This is a genomic window from Roseateles noduli (genome assembly GCF_050626985.1).
GTDB classification, from domain to species: Bacteria; Pseudomonadota; Gammaproteobacteria; order Burkholderiales; family Burkholderiaceae_C; genus Roseateles; species Roseateles noduli_A.
This window is the reverse complement of sequence record NZ_CP192463.1, coordinates 6,430,831-6,446,289: the sequence shown is the minus strand read 5'-3', so window position 1 is coordinate 6,446,289 and position 15,459 is coordinate 6,430,831. Positions and strand designations below refer to the sequence as shown.

The 15,459-nt window shown below is 68.6% G+C and carries 16 protein-coding genes; 4 read left to right on the top strand and 12 right to left on the bottom strand.

Annotated features, from left to right (window positions below; all coding sequences use genetic code 11):
- Positions 1–38 precede the first annotated feature (38 nt).
- The 3 genes from ACQ4L4_RS28130 to ACQ4L4_RS28120 are packed head-to-tail and all read left to right on the top strand — an operon-like array spanning position 39 to position 1,871.
- Positions 39–1,007: a cation diffusion facilitator family transporter gene (locus tag ACQ4L4_RS28130; RefSeq protein ID WP_431102058.1), complete on the top strand. Its 969-nt coding sequence runs from the start codon at positions 39–41 to the stop codon at positions 1,005–1,007.
- Positions 1,004–1,441, top strand: coding sequence for a D-aminoacyl-tRNA deacylase (gene dtd / locus ACQ4L4_RS28125; RefSeq protein ID WP_431102057.1), 438 nt, complete (start codon positions 1,004–1,006; stop codon positions 1,439–1,441). The genes ACQ4L4_RS28130 and dtd overlap by 4 nt, the downstream gene beginning before the upstream one ends.
- 46 nt (positions 1,442–1,487) lie before the next feature.
- Positions 1,488–1,871, top strand: coding sequence for a VOC family protein (locus tag ACQ4L4_RS28120; protein ID WP_377157031.1), 384 nt, complete (start codon positions 1,488–1,490; stop codon positions 1,869–1,871).
- A 31-nt stretch (positions 1,872–1,902) separates the two neighbouring features.
- Here ACQ4L4_RS28120 and ACQ4L4_RS28115 read toward each other — a convergent pair whose 3' ends face one another.
- The 11 genes from ACQ4L4_RS28115 to ACQ4L4_RS28065 all read right to left on the bottom strand — a co-directional run bounded on the left by ACQ4L4_RS28115 (position 1,903) and on the right by ACQ4L4_RS28065 (position 13,724).
- The gene (locus tag ACQ4L4_RS28115; RefSeq protein WP_431102056.1) at positions 1,903–2,379 is read right to left on the bottom strand and encodes a hypothetical protein; all 477 of its coding nucleotides are present in this window, start codon (positions 2,377–2,379) and stop codon (positions 1,903–1,905) included.
- A 180-nt stretch (positions 2,380–2,559) separates the two neighbouring features.
- Positions 2,560–3,525 carry a tripartite tricarboxylate transporter substrate-binding protein gene (locus ACQ4L4_RS28110; RefSeq protein WP_431102055.1) on the bottom strand — a complete coding sequence of 322 codons (966 nt, stop codon included), beginning with the start codon at positions 3,523–3,525 and terminating at the stop codon, positions 2,560–2,562.
- Between the two features lie 279 nt (positions 3,526–3,804).
- Positions 3,805–5,097 carry a phenylacetate--CoA ligase family protein gene (locus ACQ4L4_RS28105; protein ID WP_431102054.1) on the bottom strand — a complete coding sequence of 431 codons (1,293 nt, stop codon included), beginning with the start codon at positions 5,095–5,097 and terminating at the stop codon, positions 3,805–3,807.
- The gene (locus ACQ4L4_RS28100) at positions 5,097–5,387 is read right to left on the bottom strand and encodes a hypothetical protein (protein WP_431102053.1); all 291 of its coding nucleotides are present in this window, start codon (positions 5,385–5,387) and stop codon (positions 5,097–5,099) included. Before ACQ4L4_RS28100 ends, ACQ4L4_RS28105 begins: the two co-directional genes overlap by 1 nt.
- A 114-nt stretch (positions 5,388–5,501) precedes the next feature.
- Positions 5,502–6,368: an ABC transporter ATP-binding protein gene (locus ACQ4L4_RS28095; RefSeq protein ID WP_431102052.1), complete on the bottom strand. Its 867-nt coding sequence runs from the start codon at positions 6,366–6,368 to the stop codon at positions 5,502–5,504.
- A 44-nt stretch (positions 6,369–6,412) separates the two neighbouring features.
- The gene (locus ACQ4L4_RS28090; protein WP_431105033.1) at positions 6,413–7,675 is read right to left on the bottom strand and encodes an ABC transporter substrate-binding protein; all 1,263 of its coding nucleotides are present in this window, start codon (positions 7,673–7,675) and stop codon (positions 6,413–6,415) included.
- Positions 7,676–7,806: 131 nt separating this feature from the next.
- Entirely contained in the window at positions 7,807–8,871 is a 1,065-nt protein-coding gene (locus ACQ4L4_RS28085) for a branched-chain amino acid ABC transporter permease (protein ID WP_431102051.1), read from the bottom strand.
- Between the two features lie 33 nt (positions 8,872–8,904).
- Positions 8,905–9,834: a branched-chain amino acid ABC transporter permease gene (locus tag ACQ4L4_RS28080; RefSeq protein ID WP_431102050.1), complete on the bottom strand. Its 930-nt coding sequence runs from the start codon at positions 9,832–9,834 to the stop codon at positions 8,905–8,907.
- Between the two features lie 28 nt (positions 9,835–9,862).
- The gene (locus tag ACQ4L4_RS28075) at positions 9,863–10,801 is read right to left on the bottom strand and encodes an ABC transporter ATP-binding protein (protein WP_431102049.1); all 939 of its coding nucleotides are present in this window, start codon (positions 10,799–10,801) and stop codon (positions 9,863–9,865) included.
- Entirely contained in the window at positions 10,801–12,747 is a 1,947-nt protein-coding gene (locus ACQ4L4_RS28070) for an AMP-dependent synthetase/ligase (protein WP_377157042.1), read from the bottom strand. Before ACQ4L4_RS28070 ends, ACQ4L4_RS28075 begins: the two co-directional genes overlap by 1 nt.
- 149 nt (positions 12,748–12,896) lie before the next feature.
- The gene (locus ACQ4L4_RS28065; protein WP_431102048.1) at positions 12,897–13,724 is read right to left on the bottom strand and encodes a hypothetical protein; all 828 of its coding nucleotides are present in this window, start codon (positions 13,722–13,724) and stop codon (positions 12,897–12,899) included.
- A gap of 261 nt (positions 13,725–13,985) precedes the next feature.
- On the opposite strand from ACQ4L4_RS28065, the gene ACQ4L4_RS28060 reads away from it, so the two are divergent.
- The gene (locus ACQ4L4_RS28060) at positions 13,986–14,642 is read left to right on the top strand and encodes a Crp/Fnr family transcriptional regulator (RefSeq protein ID WP_377161525.1); all 657 of its coding nucleotides are present in this window, start codon (positions 13,986–13,988) and stop codon (positions 14,640–14,642) included.
- Between the two features lie 60 nt (positions 14,643–14,702).
- Here ACQ4L4_RS28060 and ACQ4L4_RS28055 read toward each other — a convergent pair whose 3' ends face one another.
- The gene (locus ACQ4L4_RS28055) at positions 14,703–15,293 is read right to left on the bottom strand and encodes a GNAT family N-acetyltransferase (RefSeq protein ID WP_431102047.1); all 591 of its coding nucleotides are present in this window, start codon (positions 15,291–15,293) and stop codon (positions 14,703–14,705) included.
- Positions 15,294–15,459 lie beyond the last annotated feature (166 nt).

Sequence of the window (15,459 nt, the reverse complement as noted above, 5' to 3'; positions counted from 1 at the left end):
GGATCGGGCGCCATTCTAGGACCGGCAAAATCGACGCCATGCAAGTGCAGCAATATCTGAAGCTGTCCGCCGGCGTGGCCGTGCTGACCATCGCCCTGAAGACGGCCGCCTGGTGGTGGACCGGCTCGGTGAGCCTGGCCTCGGACGCGCTCGAATCGGGGGTGAACCTGGCGGGGGCGCTCTTCGGTCTGGCGATGGTGACGGTCGCGCGGCGGCCGCCCGACGAGGACCATCCCTTCGGCCACCACAAGGCGGAGTACTTCTCCAGCGCCTTTGAGGGCGCGCTGATCCTGATCGCGGCGCTGGGCATCGGCTGGGCCGCGGTCGAGCGGCTGCGCGCGCCGCAGCCGCTGGAGCAGCTCGGCCTCGGCATGGCGCTGTCGGTGGTCAGCACGGCAATCAACGGCGCGCTGGCGTGGAAGATGCTGCAGGCCTCGCGCGAGCATCGCTCGATCGCGCTCGAAGCCGACGCGCGCCATCTGTTCACCGACGTCTGGACCTCGGTCGGCGTCGTCGCCGGCCTGATCGGCGTGATGCTGACGGGCTGGACCTGGCTAGACCCGCTGCTGGCGATCCTGGTCGCGCTGAACATCCTGCGCGAAGCGGTGCATTTGATGTGGAAGTCCACCGGCGGGCTGATGGACATGGCGCTGGACCCCGAGGATCAGCAGGCGATCGCCGAGGTGCTCGCGCGTTTCGAGGCGCCCGAGCTGCGCTTCGATCACGTCGCGACGCGCGTGGCCGGGCAGCAGCGCCATGTCGATTTCCATCTGCACGTGCCGGCCCGATGGACGCTCGGCGAAGCCGCCGCGCTGCGGGGTCAGGTCGAGCAGGCGCTGATGCGCGCCCTGCCCGGCCTGCGCGCCAGCATCCAGCTGCTGCCGGTCAATGTCGAGACGCGCTTCGCCGAAATGGCGGCGCGCGAAACCGCCACCTCGGGGGCCACCTCACCCGTCACCTCAACGGCCGCGACCGCGGCCACCCCCCACCAGGAAGGACAAGGATGATCGCGCTGCTGCAACGGGTGAAGGAAGCCCGGGTCGATGTCGGCGACCGCTGCACCGGACAGATCGGCGCGGGCCTGCTGCTGCTGATCTGCGCCGAGCCGCAGGACACCGAGGCGGTGGCGGAGAAGCTGCTGCTGAAGATCCTGAAGCTGCGCATCTTCAGCGACGACGCCGGCAAGATGAACCGCAGCGTGCAGGACGTGGGCGGCGGCCTGCTGATCGTTTCGCAGTTCACGCTGGCGGCGGACACCTCGGGCGGCAACCGGCCGAGCTTCACCGGCGCCGCGCCGGCGGAGCTCGGTCGCCGGCTCTACGACCATGCGGTCGAGTTCGCGCGGTCGCAGCACCCGGTCGTGGAGACCGGCGAGTTCGGCGCGGACATGCAGGTCGCGCTGATCAACGACGGGCCGGTCACGATTCCGATGCGGATGTGATGAGAATGCGGTACTACCACTGCACATCGAAGCAAGGACACCCACCATGATCAGCTACGTCACTCTGGGCAGCAACGACCGCCGCGCGGCCAAGGCGTTCTATGACGCCGCGCTCGCGCCGCTGGGTCTGAAGCCGGGCTACTCGGACGACGAGATGGTCGGCTACGGCCCCGAGGGCGGCGAGACGCAGCTGTGGGTGGTGCAGCCCTTCAACGGGCTGGATGCGACGCCCGGCAACGGCACGATGTTGGCGCTGGCGGCGTCAACCCGCGCGCAGGTCGACGCGGTCTACGCCGCCGCCATCAGTGGTGGCGGCAAGGACGACGGTCGCCCCGGCCCGCGCGAGAACTACGGGCCCAACTTCTACGCGGCCTACTTCCGCGATCTGGACGGCAACAAGGTGGGTGTGGTGTGCCGGTCGCCGGCGTGACGATGCAGAACGCCGACAACGCTGACCGACATCAATCAGAGTCGGAGTCGGAGTCGGAGTCGGCGTCGGCGTCGGAGTCGGCGTCGGAGTCGACCGTTTCACACTCGAAGCGAATGCCGCTCTTCTCGTCGAGCCAGCCGTGGAGCCGGTGGTAGAACGAATCGTCGGACTCCCCCTTCCACTGCACCGGATCCCATGACACGGTGGGGATCGCCGTCGGTTTCAACGGCGATGCCTTGCTGGCGGATGCCTCGGACGCGCTCGCCCTGGCGTCGCGATTCATCTGCTCGGCGCGTTCCAGCAAGTCCGCTTGCTGGCGACCGCTGCTCAGCGGCCACTGTCGCTGCAGTTCAGCCATGCCGCTGGCATAGAGGCGCCTGCTCAGCGGATCCGTGTGGGGGTTGCCCTCGCTCAGGGCTTTCAGCCGTGCCCAGCCAGCATCACTCTGCGGCGAGGACTTCGGATGGCTTTCAGGCTGGGCCGGCATTGCCCGGTGAACCTGCGACACCGCGCACTCCCAATTTCCATGCCACATGTCGATCGCCCCATCGGCAAGTTGGAAAGGCAATCAGTTGGTGCACGGAACGCCAAGGTTCGCGTCATGCAGCAATGAAAAAGCCCGCCATTGGGCGGGCTCCGGAAACTGGCCTCGAAGCGGCGGAAGCCGCTTCGGCGGTTTGCCAGTCGTTCAGTCGGCGTACTGTCCGGCCGCCTTGATCACCGGCGTCCACTTGGCGATCTCGTCGGCGACGAACTTCTTGTGCTCGGCCGGGTTCACGCGGTTGTCGGTGACGATGACCGCGCCCAGCGCTTCCTCGCGCTTGTGGAACTCGGGATCTTTCAGCGCCGTCTTCAGCGCCGTGTTGATCTTGTCCAGCACGGCCTTCGGCGTGCCCTTGGGCGCGTACATGCCGTGCCAGATCGTCACGTTGAAGCCCTTCAGGCCGGACTCGTCCAGCGTCGGCAGCTTGGCGAGCGAACCGCCCAGGCGCTTGGGCGTCGACACCGCGTAGGCCTTGACCTTGCCGCCGTCGATCTGCGTCGTGGTGTTCGTCGTCTGGTCGCACATCAGGTCGACCTGGCCGCCGATCAGGTCGGTCATCGCCGGGCCCGTGCCCTTGTACGGGACCGTGGTCATGTCGATCTTGACCGAGCTCATGTACAGCAGGCCGCACAGGTGCGAGGCGGAACCCAGGCCCGCATTGGCCAGGTTGATCTTGCCCTTGTTCGCGCCCAGCCACTTCACCAGGTCGGCGTAGTTGGCGGCCGGCAGGTTGGGACGCGAGATCAGCGTCATCGGCACTTCGTTGATCAGGCCCAGGTACTCGAAGTCCTCCAGCGTCTTGTACTGCAGGTTGCGGTACAGGGCCGGCGAGGTCGAGATGCCGATGTGATGCAGCAGCAGCGTGTAGCCGTCCGGCGCGGCCTTGGACACCTTGGTGGCGCCCAGCGTGCCGCCGGCGCCGCCGACGTTCTCGATCACGATCGTCGCGTTGAGCGGCTTGCGCAGCGCCTCCGCCAGATCGCGCGCGACCTTGTCGGTCGGGCCGCCGGCGGCGAACGGGACGACGATGGTCACCGGCTTGTCCGGGTATTCGGCCCAGGCGGCGCCGACGCTCAGCGCGGCGACGGAAGCGAGCAAGATCTTCTTCATGGTGTCTCTTCCTCGTTGGAAGTGTGGGTGATGGCGCGGATGCTAGGTCTCCCTCCCACATTGCAACTTACGGAAACTACGTAAGCCGGGATACCCCCGAGCCGTGAAAACGAGGGGCCATCGGTGCCATCCCCCAACAAACTCCGAAGGGCTCGCCCTGTGCAAGCCTCGGCCCCAAAACCTCTGTGGGGCCGGAGTGGTGCGAGGGGGTCCAGGAGGGAGCCCCCTCGCTCCGCGGAGAGCCCGCGCCTGGCGGGGGCAGTCCACCCGCCGGGCGTGTCAATCGAACTTCCGAAGATCCTCGATGACTTTTCCGTCGTTCGGCAGCGCGCCCGCCGCGACGAACACCACCTCGCCACGCAGCTTGGTCACATCGCGCAGCGCCGCCGCCAGACCGTCCGCAAGACCTGCAAGCGCGCTGCCGTCGGTCTCGACGCGCAAGGTCATCCGGTCCTGCGCCATCTCGCCCTCGACGACCAGGCGCCCACGCCGCGCCTGCGGAAACCGCCGCAGCACCTCGGCCACCTGCCCGGCGTGAACGAACATGCCGCGCACCTTGGCGCTCTGGTCCGCGCGTCCCATCCAACCTTTGATGCGCACGTTGGTGCGCCCGGTCGGGCAGGTGCCGGGCAGCACCGCCGACAGGTCGCCGGTGCCGAAGCGGATCAGCGGATAGTCGCGGTTGAGCGTCGTGACGACGACCTCGCCCACCTCCCCGTCCGGCACGGGGTCGCCGGTGCCGGGCCGCACGATCTCGAGGATCACGCCCTCGTCGACGACCAGCCCCTGGCGCGCCGCGGTCTCGTACGCGATCAACCCGAGGTCGGCGGTGGCGTAGCACTGGAAGCCGGCGACGCCGCGTTCGCCGCACCAGTCGCGCAGCGCGGCCGGGAAGGCCTCGCCGCTGACCAGCGCCTTGCGCACGGACAGGGGCTGGCCCTGCTCCGCCGCCTTGTCCAGCAGGATCTTCAGGAAGCTCGGCGTGCCCACGTAGGCCTGCGGCCGGAGCTCGGCCATCGCCTGCAGCTGCAGCTCGGTGTTGCCCACGCCGCCGGCGAAGACCGTGCAGCCCAGCGCCTCCGCGCCGCCTTCCATCATGGCGCCGGCCGGCGTGAGGTGATAGCTGAACGAGTTGTGGACCAGATCCCCCGCGCGCAGACCCGCCGCATGCAGCGCGCGGCCGACGCGCCAGTAGTCGCGTCCGTGCCCTTCGGGCTCGTAGAGCGAGCCTGGCGACTGGAACACGCGACGCGCGCCGGCATCGCGCTTCAAGCCGCGCCAGCCGATCGTCGAGAAGCCGCCGAAGGGTTCGAACGGCACGCGCTCCGCGTCCGCGCGCACCGCCTGCTGGCGGGCCAGCAGCTCCGACTTGCGCGTCACCGGCAAGCGCGCCAGCGCGACGCGCGTGCGGATCAGGTCCGGCTCGACGTTGCCGAGCAGCTCAGCGAACGCATCGGTGTTCTGCCGCGCGTTGGCCACCTGGTGCGGCAGCGCCGCCAGCAGCGCGGCCTCGCGCGCGCCGGGATCGCGCGTCTCCAGCGCGTCGTAGAAATCAGCCGCGGCGGCGCCCATCACTCCTCCGCCCATTGCGCCAGGCGACGCTTGAGGTCGTCCTGCAGCTTGCGCACGTCGGCCGCGTTGCGGCAGACGCGCGTCTCCCAGTCGGGGCTGCGCGCCGGCTTCTTCGCCAGCTTCGCGGTGATCTGGCCGTCGCCGGCCGCGAGCTGGAGCACCTCCTGGTTCTCGAAGCTCCAGCCGGTGCCGCGCTCCGTCAGCGCGCGCAGGTCGCGCAGCGCGCGCCTCAACTGCACGAGGGCCTCCTCGGCCTTGAACGGCGGGGGCGCGAAGAAGTCGTTGTCCATGAACTGCTCTCCCATCAATCCTTCAAATCGAGCGATGCCAGAGAAGCCGGCGACGAGAGGGATGCCGGCGACCAGCCTCGTCGCGATGTCGTCGCGGTGTCGTCGCGGGCCTGCTCAGGCGAGCCAGCGCTTGCGACGCTTGTAGCTCTTCACGTCGCGGAAGCTCTTGCGATCGGTGCCGCCCATGCCGAGGTAGAACTCGCGCACGTCCTCGTTGTCGCGCAGGGCCTGGGCCTGGCCGTCCATGACGACGCGGCCGTTCTCGAGGATGTAGCCGTAGTCGGCGTATCGCAGCGCCATGTTGGTGTTCTGCTCGGCCAGGAGGAAGGTCGTGCGCTCCTTCTGGTTGAGGTCGCGCACGATCTCGAAGACCTCCTCGACGATCTGCGGCGCCAGGCCCATCGAGGGCTCGTCCAGCAGCACCATCTTCGGATCGGCCATCAGGGCCCGCCCGATCGCGCACATCTGCTGCTCGCCGCCCGAGGTGTAGGCCGCCTGCGAGGTCCGCCGCGTCTTCAGCCGCGGGAAGTAGTTGTAGACCTTCTCCAACGTCTGCGCGACCGCCGCCTTGCCGTCGGTGCGCGTGTACGCGCCGGTGAGCAGGTTCTCCTCGATCGTCAGGTGCGCGAAGCAGTGCCGTCCCTCCATCACCTGCACCACGCCCCGGTGCACGAGGTCCGCCGGCGTGAGCCGCTCGATGCGCTCGCCGCGCAGCTCGATCGAGCCCTTGGTGACCTCGCCGCGTTCGCCCGCGAGCAGGTTGGAGACCGCGCGCAGCGTCGTGGTCTTGCCGGCGCCGTTGCCGCCGAGCAAGGCCACCACCGCCCCTTCGGGCACGCGCAGCGAGACGCCCTTGAGCACCAGGATCACGTGGTGATAGATGACCTCGATGCCGTTGACGTCGAGCAGCGCGGGGGCCGCGGCGGCGGTCCCCGTCGCGCCGGACGACGCGGAAGCGGAAGGAACGGAAGTGGCTTGCATGGCGGTGGTGCTCAGGCAGGGTTCGGACGCGGCGCGGGAGACCTTCATCCGCAGCTGCGCGGCTTCAGGTTCTTGTCCTTGGCGTACTTGGCGGCGTACTCCTTGACCAGCGGATCGATGTGGGTCTTGTCCGACTGGTACCAGTCGGACGCGAGGTTCCACTTCGCGCCGTCCCACTGGACGATGCGCGCCCAGTCCGTGCCCATGTGGTTAGCGCAGCTGGTCTGCACCGGGCGCATGACCTCGCCGAAGCCCAGCGCCTTGAGCCGGTCCGCGCTCAGGTTCAGGTTCTCGAAGCCCCAGCGCACCTGCTCCGGCGTCATGACCTTGCCCTTGCCGAACTTCTCCTGCGCGGCGCGGATCGCCTCGACCTGCAGCATCGAGATCATCATCCCCCGCGTGTGCGCGATCGCGCCGATGCCGGTGGCCGGGCCGGTGCCCTGGCCCTTGTCGTAGACGAACTTCTTCAGCTCGTCGTGGACCTTGTCCTTGGCCGAACTGTTGTGCAGCGTGATCGCGTTGTAGCCCTTGGCGCCCGCGCCGATGTCCTTGACGTCGTGGTCCGAGCCGGCCCACCAGATCGCGTAGATCTTCTCGCGCGGATACCCGCTGGCCTGCGCCTCGCGGATGCCCGCGGGCGTCATCACGCCGGCGGACCAGAACAGCACGTAGTCCGGCCGCTGCTGGCGGATCTGCAGCCAGGTCGACTTCTGCTCGACCCCGGGCGGCGTGACCGGGTACAGCAGCACCTCGAAGCCGTCGGCCGCGGCGCGTTTCTGGATCAGCGGGATCGGCTCCTTGCCGTAAGGGCTGTCGTGATAGACGAGCGCGATCTTCTTGCCCTTGAGCGTGCCCTTCTCCTTCTTCGCGATGTCCTGCAGCATGACGTCCGCGGCGGTCCAGTAGGTCCCGAGCAGCGGGAAATTCCATTCGAAGACGGTGCCGTCGGCCGACTGCGACAGGCCGTACCCCGGGGTCTCGACGACCACCTTGTCGACGAAGGCCTTGTCGGTCACCGCGAAGGTGATGCCCGTCGACTGCGTGTCGAAGCCCGACGCGCCGCCGCCCTTGCCCTTCAGGCGCTCGTAGCACTCGACGCCCTTGGCGGCGTCGTACGCGGTCTCGCATTCCTCGAAGGCGAGCTTGACGCCGTTCACGCCGCCGTCGCGCGCGTTGATCAGCTTCAGGTAGTCCTGCTTGCCGTCCGCCCAGGGCATGCCCAAGGGCGCGAACTGGCCGGTGCGGTACACCAGCAGCGGGATGAACTGCTCGGTCGCGGCTTGCGCCTGCGCCACGGCGGGCAGCATCGTCGGCAGCGCGGCTGCGACCAGCGTTGCCGCGCCTAGCGCGCCACGCGCGAAGGTCTTCAAGCTCATGGTGTCGTCTCCTGGTGGTGCACTCTGCGGTGCGGTTTGAAATCTCGAGGGGTACTGCGAGTTCAATGCGGGAAAGGCCACAGCCTCAGCTTCTGGCGAGCGGTGGACCAGAGTCGGGCGAGCCCGTGCGGCTCGACGATCAGGAAGAACACGATCAGCGCGCCGAAGATCATGTGCTCCAGGTGAGAGGCCGCGCCCGTGGACAGCGGCAGCCCCAGCCAATGCGGCACGTGGTTCAGCAGCAGCGGCAGCAGCACGATGAACGCGGCGCCGAAGAAGCTGCCCGCGATGGACCCGAGCCCGCCGATGATGATCATGAACAGCAGCTGGAAGGACTTGTCGATGCCGAAGGCGGCCGGCTCCCAGGCGCCCAGGTGCACGAAGCCCCACAGCGCGCCGGCCACGCCGACGATGAAGCTGCTGACCGCGAAGGCCGTCAGCTTCGCGTGCACCGGCCGGATGCCGATCACGGCGGCGGCGACGTCCATGTCGCGCATCGCCATCCACTCGCGGCCGATGGCGCCGCGCACCAGGTTCTTGGTCAGGATCCCGCACACGACCACCAGCGACAGGCACAGCAGGTAGCGCTGCGCCGGCGTCTCCAGCGCCAGGCCGAACAGCTGCAGCGTGCCGACGCTCACCGAGCCCGACGACGAGTTGTTCGTCACCCACGGCACGCGGTTGGTGAACCAGTCGATGAAGAACTGCGCCGCCAGCGTCGCGACCGCGAGGTAGAGCCCCCGGATGCGCAGGCTCGGCAGCCCGAACAGCACGCCGCAGACCGTCGCAGCCAGGCCGCCGCCGATCAGCGACAGCAGCAGCGGCATGCCCTCGATGCGCACCTGCAGGTTGTAGGCCGCGTAGGCGCCCACGGCCATGAAGGCGCCGGTCCCCAGCGAGATCTGCCCGCAGTAGCCCACGAGCACGTTCAGGCCCAGCGCCGCCAGCGACAGCACGAGGAAGGGGATCAGCACCGCGCGGAAGGTGTAGTCGCTCGCCAGCCAGGGCACGGCGACGAAGGCGATCAGCGCGAGCGCGAGCACCGCCCGGCGGTCCTGCGCGACCGGGAACAGCGCCAGGTCCGCGCGGTAGCTGGCCTTGAACTGGCCGTTTTCACGATAGAACACGGTCGTCTCCTTGATCGCTCGTCGAGTGCGGACTCAGACGCGATCGATGATCTTGTCGCCGAAGAGGCCTTGCGGCCGCACCAGCAGGAAGCTCAGCGCGAGCACGTAGGCGAACCAGTTCTCGATGCCGCCGCCGACGGACGGACCGAGGTAGATCTCCGACAGCTTCTCGCCGACGCCGATGATCAGCCCGCCGACGATCGCGCCCGGCACCGAGGTCAGGCCGCCGAGGATGACGACCGGGAAAGCTTTCAGCGCCACGAGCGAGATCGAGTACTGCACGCCCAGCTTGCTACCCCAGATGATCCCGGCCACCAGCGCGACCAGCCCGCCGACGGACCAGACGATCACCCAGATGCGCGACAGCGGGATGCCGATGGACTGCGCGGCCTGGTGGTCGTCGGCGACCGCGCGCAGCGCGCGGCCGGTGCGGGTCTTCTGGAAGAACAGCGACAGCAGGCCCACCAGCGCCGCGGCGATCACGGCCGAGTACAGGTCTTCCTTGTTGAGCAGCAGCCCGCCCGGGAACGTGTCCTCGAGCACGAACAGCGGATCCTTCGGCAGGCCCACATCGATCTTGTAGGTCGAGCTGCCGAAGATCAGCTGGCCGGCGCCGTCGAGGAAGTAGCTGATGCCCAGCGTCGCCATCAGCAGCGTGATCGCCGGCTGGTTGACGAGGCCGCGCAGCGCCAGCCGCTCGACCAGCCAGGCGACGACGACCACGCAGGCCGCGGCCGCCGCCAGCGCCAGCACGTTGGCCAGCAGCAGGCTCTCGAAGCCGAACCACTGCGGGAACCATTCGGCGAAGCGCGCCATCGCCAGCGCCGCGAACAGCACCATCGCGCCCTGCGAGAAGTTGAAGACGCCGGAGGCCTTGAAGATCAGCACGAAGCCCAGCGCGACCAGCGCGTAGAGCATGCCCGCCATCAGGCCGCCGAAGACGGTTTCGAGGAAGAAGCCCATGATCGTTTCCTTTGCCTGCTTCCCGGCGTCACTCGCCCGCGCCGAGGTAGGCGCGGATCACTTCGGGATTGGCGCGCACCTCGTCGGGCGTGCCGTCGCCGATCTTCTTCCCGTAGTCGAGCACCACGACACGGTCGCTGATGTCCATGACCACGCCCATGTCGTGCTCGATCAGGACGATGGTCGTGCCGAACTCGTCGTTGACGTCGAGGATGAAGCGGCACATGTCCTGCTTCTCCTCGACGTTCATGCCGGCCATCGGCTCGTCGAGCAGCAGCACCTTGGGCTCCATCGCCAGCGCGCGGCCCAGGTCCACGCGCTTCTGCAGCCCGTAGGACAGGCCGCCGACCGGCGTCTTGCGATGCGCCTGGATCTCGAGGAAATCGATGATGCGCTCGACCTTCTCGCGGTGCTCGATCTCCTCGTGCACGGCCGGACCGATCCGCAGCGCCTGCCACAGCAGGTGGCGCTTCATGTGCAGGTTGCGGCCGGACATGATGTTGTCCAGCACGCTCATGCCCTTGAACAGCGCCAGGTTCTGGAAGGTGCGCGCGACGCCGCGCTCGGCCATGCGGCGCAGCCGCGTGCGGGGGCTCCACTGGCGCACGTCCTCGCCGCGATAGCGGATGTCGCCCTGCTGCGGCTGGTAGACGCCGTTGATGCAGTTCAGCATCGAGCTCTTGCCGGCGCCGTTGGGGCCGATGATGGCGCGGATCTCGTGCTCGCGGACGTCGAAGCTGATGTCGTTGAGCGCCTTCACGCCACCGAAGGACAGCGAGATGTGCTCGACCTCGAGGATCACGTCGCCGATGCGCCGGCCCGGTGCCGGGTCGCCTGCGGAGCGCGGCGATGCCGCGCCTTGCGCCGGCGTCGTCGGCGGCACGGCCTGGCCGGCCTCCTGGAACTGCGCGCCGGCCGGGGCCGCGGCGCCGCCGCCCGCTGCATTGACGGTCAGACTGGCGCTCATCAGGCGGCCCTCCGGGTGTGCGGGAAGGTGGTCGCCTCCTCGATGCGCAGGTCGGCGCTGACGCTGCCGCTGCGGCCGTCCTCGAAACGCACCGCCGTCTCGATGAACTGCGAGGTCTTGCCCTCGTAGAGCGCATCGATCAGCACGCGGTACTTGTCGGCGATCGCGCCGCGGCGGACCTTGCGCGTGCGGGTGAGCTCGCCGTCGTCCGCGTCCAGCTCCTTGTGCAGCACCAGGAAACGCGTGATCTGGCTGCCGGCCAGGCGCTCGTCCTGGGCGAGGTCGGCGTTGACCTTCTCGACGCAGTCCTTGATCAGGCCGAGCACCTCCGCCTTGCCGGCCAGGTCGGTGTAGCCGGCGTAGGCGAGGTTGCGGCGCTCGGCCCAGTTGCCGACGGCCTCGAAGTCGATGTTGATGAAGGCGCAGACGCGGTCGCGGCCGTCGCCGAAGGCCACCGCCTCCTTCACGAAGGCGAAGAACTTCAGCTTGTTCTCGACGTACTTGGGCGCGAACATGGCGCCGTCATGCGCGCCGCCGCGCAGCCGGCCGACGTCCTTGGCGCGATCGATGATCTTCAGGTGGCCGCCCGCGTCGAGGAAGCCCGCATCGCCGGTGCGATACCAGCCGTCGGCGCCGAGCACCTCGGCCGTCGCCTCCGGGTTCTTGTAGTAGCCCTGGAGCAGGCCCGGCGAACGCACCAGGATCTCGCCGTTGTCCGCGAGCTTGATCTCGACGCCGTCGATGGGCACGCCGACGGTGTCGGACTTGGCCTCATGGTCCGGCTGCAGGCAGACGAAGACGGCGGTCTCGGTCGAGCCGTAGAGCTGCTTCAGGTTGATGCCGATCGAGCGGTAGAAGCTGAAGAGATCGGGGCCGATGGCCTCGCCCGCCGTGTAGGCCACGCGCACCCGCGAGAAGCCCAGCGCGTTGCGCAGCGGACCGTAGATCGCGAGGTCGCCGAGGCGGTACTTGAAGCGCTCCCAGCCGCCGACCGGCTTGCCGTCCATCAGCGCCGGGCCGACGCGGTTCGCCAGCGCCATCGCCTTCGCGAACAGCCAGCGCTTGGGCGCGCCGGCGTCCTCCATGCGGATCATCACGCTGGTGAGCAGGCCCTCGAAGACGCGCGGCGGCGCGAAGTAGTAGGTCGGACCGATCTCCTTGAGGTCGATGCTGACGGTGCTGGCCGACTCGGGACAGTTGACGACGTAGCCGCAGGCCAGCCACTGCGCGTAGCTGAAGACGTTCTGGCCGATCCAGGCGCAGGGCAGATAGGCGAGGACCTCCTCGTCGGCGCCGAGCTTGTCGAAGCGCGCGCCGGCCTGGGCGCGGTCGATCAGCGAGGTGTGCGTGTGCACGACACCCTTCGGATGGCCGGTGGTGCCGGAGGTGAAGAACATCGCCGCCACGTCGCCGGCGCGGCCCGCGTCGACTTCGCGTTCGAACCAGCCGGGATGCCGCAGCGCATGCGCGCGGCCGTCGTCGCACAGGCCATCGATCGAGGCGAGTCCGTCCGCGGCGTAATGGCGCAGGCCGCGCGGATCGTCGAACCAGATGCGCCGCAGCGCGGGGCATTGATCGCGGATCTCGAGCAGCTTGTCGACCTGCTCCTGGTCCTCGACGACGACGAAGGCGACGTCGGCGTTCTGCAGCGGGTACGCGAATTCGGCGGCGACGGCGTCCTGGTACAGCGGCACCGGAATCGCGCCCAGCGACTGCGCCGCGAGCATCGAGGCATAGAGCCGGGGCCGGTTCTCGCCGATCACGACCAGGTGCTGGCCGCGCGTCATGCCGGCGGCGGCGAAGCCATGCGCGAGGTCGCGCACGAGCGCCGCCAGCGCCGCCCAGTCGAGCGTCTGCCAGATGCCGAGCTCCTTCTCGCGCAGCGCCGGCGCATGGGGGCGCTGGGCGGCGTGAGCGAGCAGCAGGCGGGGGAAGGTCTGTTCCACCGTCGTCTCCTTTGTGCTTCCCCGCTGTCGCCATCTCTGATGGAGGCGCTCTGGCCGCGGGGTTGCGCCGACTGTAGGCCGGCTCTTTGACGTCGTGTTGTCGTTGCGACGACAGTCCTAGGGAGACTTCGGGGGAGCGTTTTCCCGGATCAGACGGGCGTCCTCTCCGCGGCGTCCGTGCCTACGTGGCGGTCGACGGACTGTGGCGGTGCTGACGCGATGGTCAGCACCGTGCGTCCGCGATGAGACGCGAACCCAAGCCAGGGCAGCCCGAGAAGACGCGGAGATTCGGCGATCCGGATGGCGGCACACAAAGCCCGGAAGTCTCCCTGAAGCTCGGCCAGGGCGTCGGGCTTCTTCAGGTCAACGCGCCAGCGATGGTGGAACGCCGTGAGCCGCTGCGCCTTGATCCCTTGGTCGCGATCCAGGCAGCGGCCCCTGAGTTTCCCGATCAGGTATCCGAATTGGGCAACGTTACCGGGAATGACGATCTCATCCGGGCACGGCGATTCCGGTTCGGTCCCGTCGCTGGTCAAGTCCTTGACGGCGATCGACAGCATGCAACGGTTCAGGGACATCAATTCGTCGAGATAGCGCTGGCGCCTCTGCGTGGAAGCGCCGGGATCTTCACTTCGCGACTCCTGCGCCGCCTTCAGCAGCACCCCGGCCCGCTCCACGAAGCATCTGAGACCGCAGTGTTCGCTCTTCATGAGACGGTCGACCGTCTCCTTGACCACGATCGAGTGAGCGGCCTGCGCCTTGATCGCGGTCAGGACGTCCTCAGGGGAAGCGAGCCGCTTCGTGGCGTGCCGATCCAGCAGCGCGTCGGTCTGCCTGGTGATGCCATTCAGCTGCGAGCGGACCTCGGCGTGGTACTGGTCCTTGGCAAGCTGGTCCTCGGACGTCCACCGGCTGACCGGGATGGTGGCGCCAACAGCGATTGGAAAAGAAGGCGTCGTCGTTCTTGCAGAAAACATCAGGCCACACGTCAAAAAGGTAAGAAGCTGCGCTAGTGAACTGGGTTGTCAAACAGGTTCCTGCTCCGTGTTTCCCCCAGGGCACCGCGTCAGGTTCCTGTCATGCGCCGGCGCGATGAACGGGGGATGGCCCCGACCCCCGACACCGTTGTCCACGCCGCGCCAGGTTCCCCCCTGCATGCGGCCCTGCAGCCGCCCCTCTCGGGGGCTGTGCCGACGCAGCCGATCCGCTTGCGCGCGCGGGCCGCGAGCGCGCAGGAGATGAGCGCCATTCCGTGGCTGAAGGCGATCGAACCCGAACTGCGCGAACGCGTCGCCTCCAGCATCCAGGTGGCGGAGGTCGAGGTCGGCGAGCGGATCTGTCGCATCGGGCGCGAGGCCAACTTCTGGTTCGGTGTCATCGACGGACTGCTGAAGATGAGCAACGACGAGGCGGCGGCGCGGCAGGTCACCTTCACCGGCGTGCCGCCGGGCGGCTGGTTCGGCGAGGGCACGCTGCTCAAGCGCGAGGCCTACCGCTACAACATCCAGGCGCTGCGGCGCAGCGTGGTGGCGGGGCTGCCGCTGGAGAGCTTCCACGAACTGCTGGCCACCAGCCTGGCCTTCAACCGCTACGTGCTCAACCAGCTCAACGAGCGGCTCGGCCAGTTCATCGCCGCGCGCGAGATCGACCGCCAGAGCGACCCCGACCTGCGCGTGGCGCGCAACCTGGCGGCGCTGTTCCACCCGCAGCTCTACCCCGGGGTGAACGGACTGCTGCGCATCACGCAGCAGGAACTGGGACACCTGGTGGGGCTCTCGCGCCAGCGCGTCAACGAGGCGCTGCGCCACCTGCAGGAACAGCGCCTCATCGCCGTCGAGTACGGCGGGCTCAGGGTGCTCGATCTGGCGGGGTTGCGGGTGTATCCGCAGCAGTAGGGATGCGCTCGTCTGCCCCGTCGACGATGGACTCGACGACGACGGTCGAGGCGGTCGGCCTCACGCCCCGAACGGCGTCGCTTCCGGCGGTTCCTGCGGCAGCGCCGCGTACTGGCCTGCGTTGATCTCGTAGAGCAGGCTCGCGGCCTCGCCCGGGCAGTCGGCGACCGAGCCGGTCAATCGCAGGCCGACACGCTCCAGCGTCTTGCGCGCCGCCGTGTTGCCCGGCGGCAGCAGCGCGTGCACCGACGTCGCATGCAGGCTCTCGAAGGCCAGCGTCAGCGCCGCGGTCGCCATCTCCGCCGCATAACCCCGGCCCCAGTGATCGGACAGGAAGTGGAACTCCAGCAGCAGCGCCGGCGCGCCGCAGATGCGGCCCCGGCTCAAGCCGCCGAAACCGATCGCGCCGAGCGAGGGCTGCTCCCGCAGCGCCACCGCCCACGGCCCCAGGCCGTCGCGCGTCCACAGCGCGCGCCAGAGCTCCAGCCGTTCCGACGCGGCCGGACCACCCGCGTCGAATCGACGATTCGCGGGATCGGTCAGCAGGTCGCGGAAGGCGCGTGCATCCGCCGCGGCAGGCGGACGCAGGCTCAGCCGGCGGGTCGCGGTGAGCCGCTCGACGGCGGGGATGGAGATGAAGGGCGCAAGCATAGGGTTAACCCGCAAATTATGCGCCCAACCCGGATTTCAAGTGCAGCGTCGACCGGGCGGTCGGTGACAGGCCAGGACTTGCGTCACGAAACGTGACCAAGTGGATGGAACCGCAGAAGCTTTGAGCCGGTCGCGCGCCAATCGCCCACCTCGTGTCCGCATCACA

Bases quoted from the DNA above. Each gene is read 5' to 3' on its own strand.
- ACQ4L4_RS28130 (WP_431102058.1), top strand. From the start codon at position 39: ATGCAAGTGCAGCAATATCTGAAGCTGTCCGCCGGCGTGGCCGTGCTG.
- ACQ4L4_RS28100 (WP_431102053.1), bottom strand. From the start codon at position 5,387: ATGGACAACGACTTCTTCGCGCCCCCGCCGTTCAAGGCCGAGGAGGCC.
- ACQ4L4_RS28090 (WP_431105033.1), bottom strand. From the start codon at position 7,675: ATGCTGCCCGCCGTGGCGCAGGCGCAAGCCGCGACCGAGCAGTTCATC.
- ACQ4L4_RS28060 (WP_377161525.1), top strand. From the start codon at position 13,986: ATGAGCGCCATTCCGTGGCTGAAGGCGATCGAACCCGAACTGCGCGAA.
- ACQ4L4_RS28095 (WP_431102052.1), bottom strand. From the start codon at position 6,368: ATGCAAGCCACTTCCGTTCCTTCCGCTTCCGCGTCGTCCGGCGCGACG.
- ACQ4L4_RS28075 (WP_431102049.1), bottom strand. From the start codon at position 10,801: ATGAGCGCCAGTCTGACCGTCAATGCAGCGGGCGGCGGCGCCGCGGCC.
- ACQ4L4_RS28065 (WP_431102048.1), bottom strand. From the start codon at position 13,724: ATGTTTTCTGCAAGAACGACGACGCCTTCTTTTCCAATCGCTGTTGGC.
- dtd (WP_431102057.1), top strand. From the start codon at position 1,004: ATGATCGCGCTGCTGCAACGGGTGAAGGAAGCCCGGGTCGATGTCGGC.
- ACQ4L4_RS28110 (WP_431102055.1), bottom strand. From the start codon at position 3,525: ATGAAGAAGATCTTGCTCGCTTCCGTCGCCGCGCTGAGCGTCGGCGCC.
- ACQ4L4_RS28105 (WP_431102054.1), bottom strand. From the start codon at position 5,097: ATGGGCGCCGCCGCGGCTGATTTCTACGACGCGCTGGAGACGCGCGAT.
- ACQ4L4_RS28080 (WP_431102050.1), bottom strand. From the start codon at position 9,834: ATGGGCTTCTTCCTCGAAACCGTCTTCGGCGGCCTGATGGCGGGCATG.
- ACQ4L4_RS28120 (WP_377157031.1), top strand. From the start codon at position 1,488: ATGATCAGCTACGTCACTCTGGGCAGCAACGACCGCCGCGCGGCCAAG.
- ACQ4L4_RS28055 (WP_431102047.1), bottom strand. From the start codon at position 15,293: ATGCTTGCGCCCTTCATCTCCATCCCCGCCGTCGAGCGGCTCACCGCG.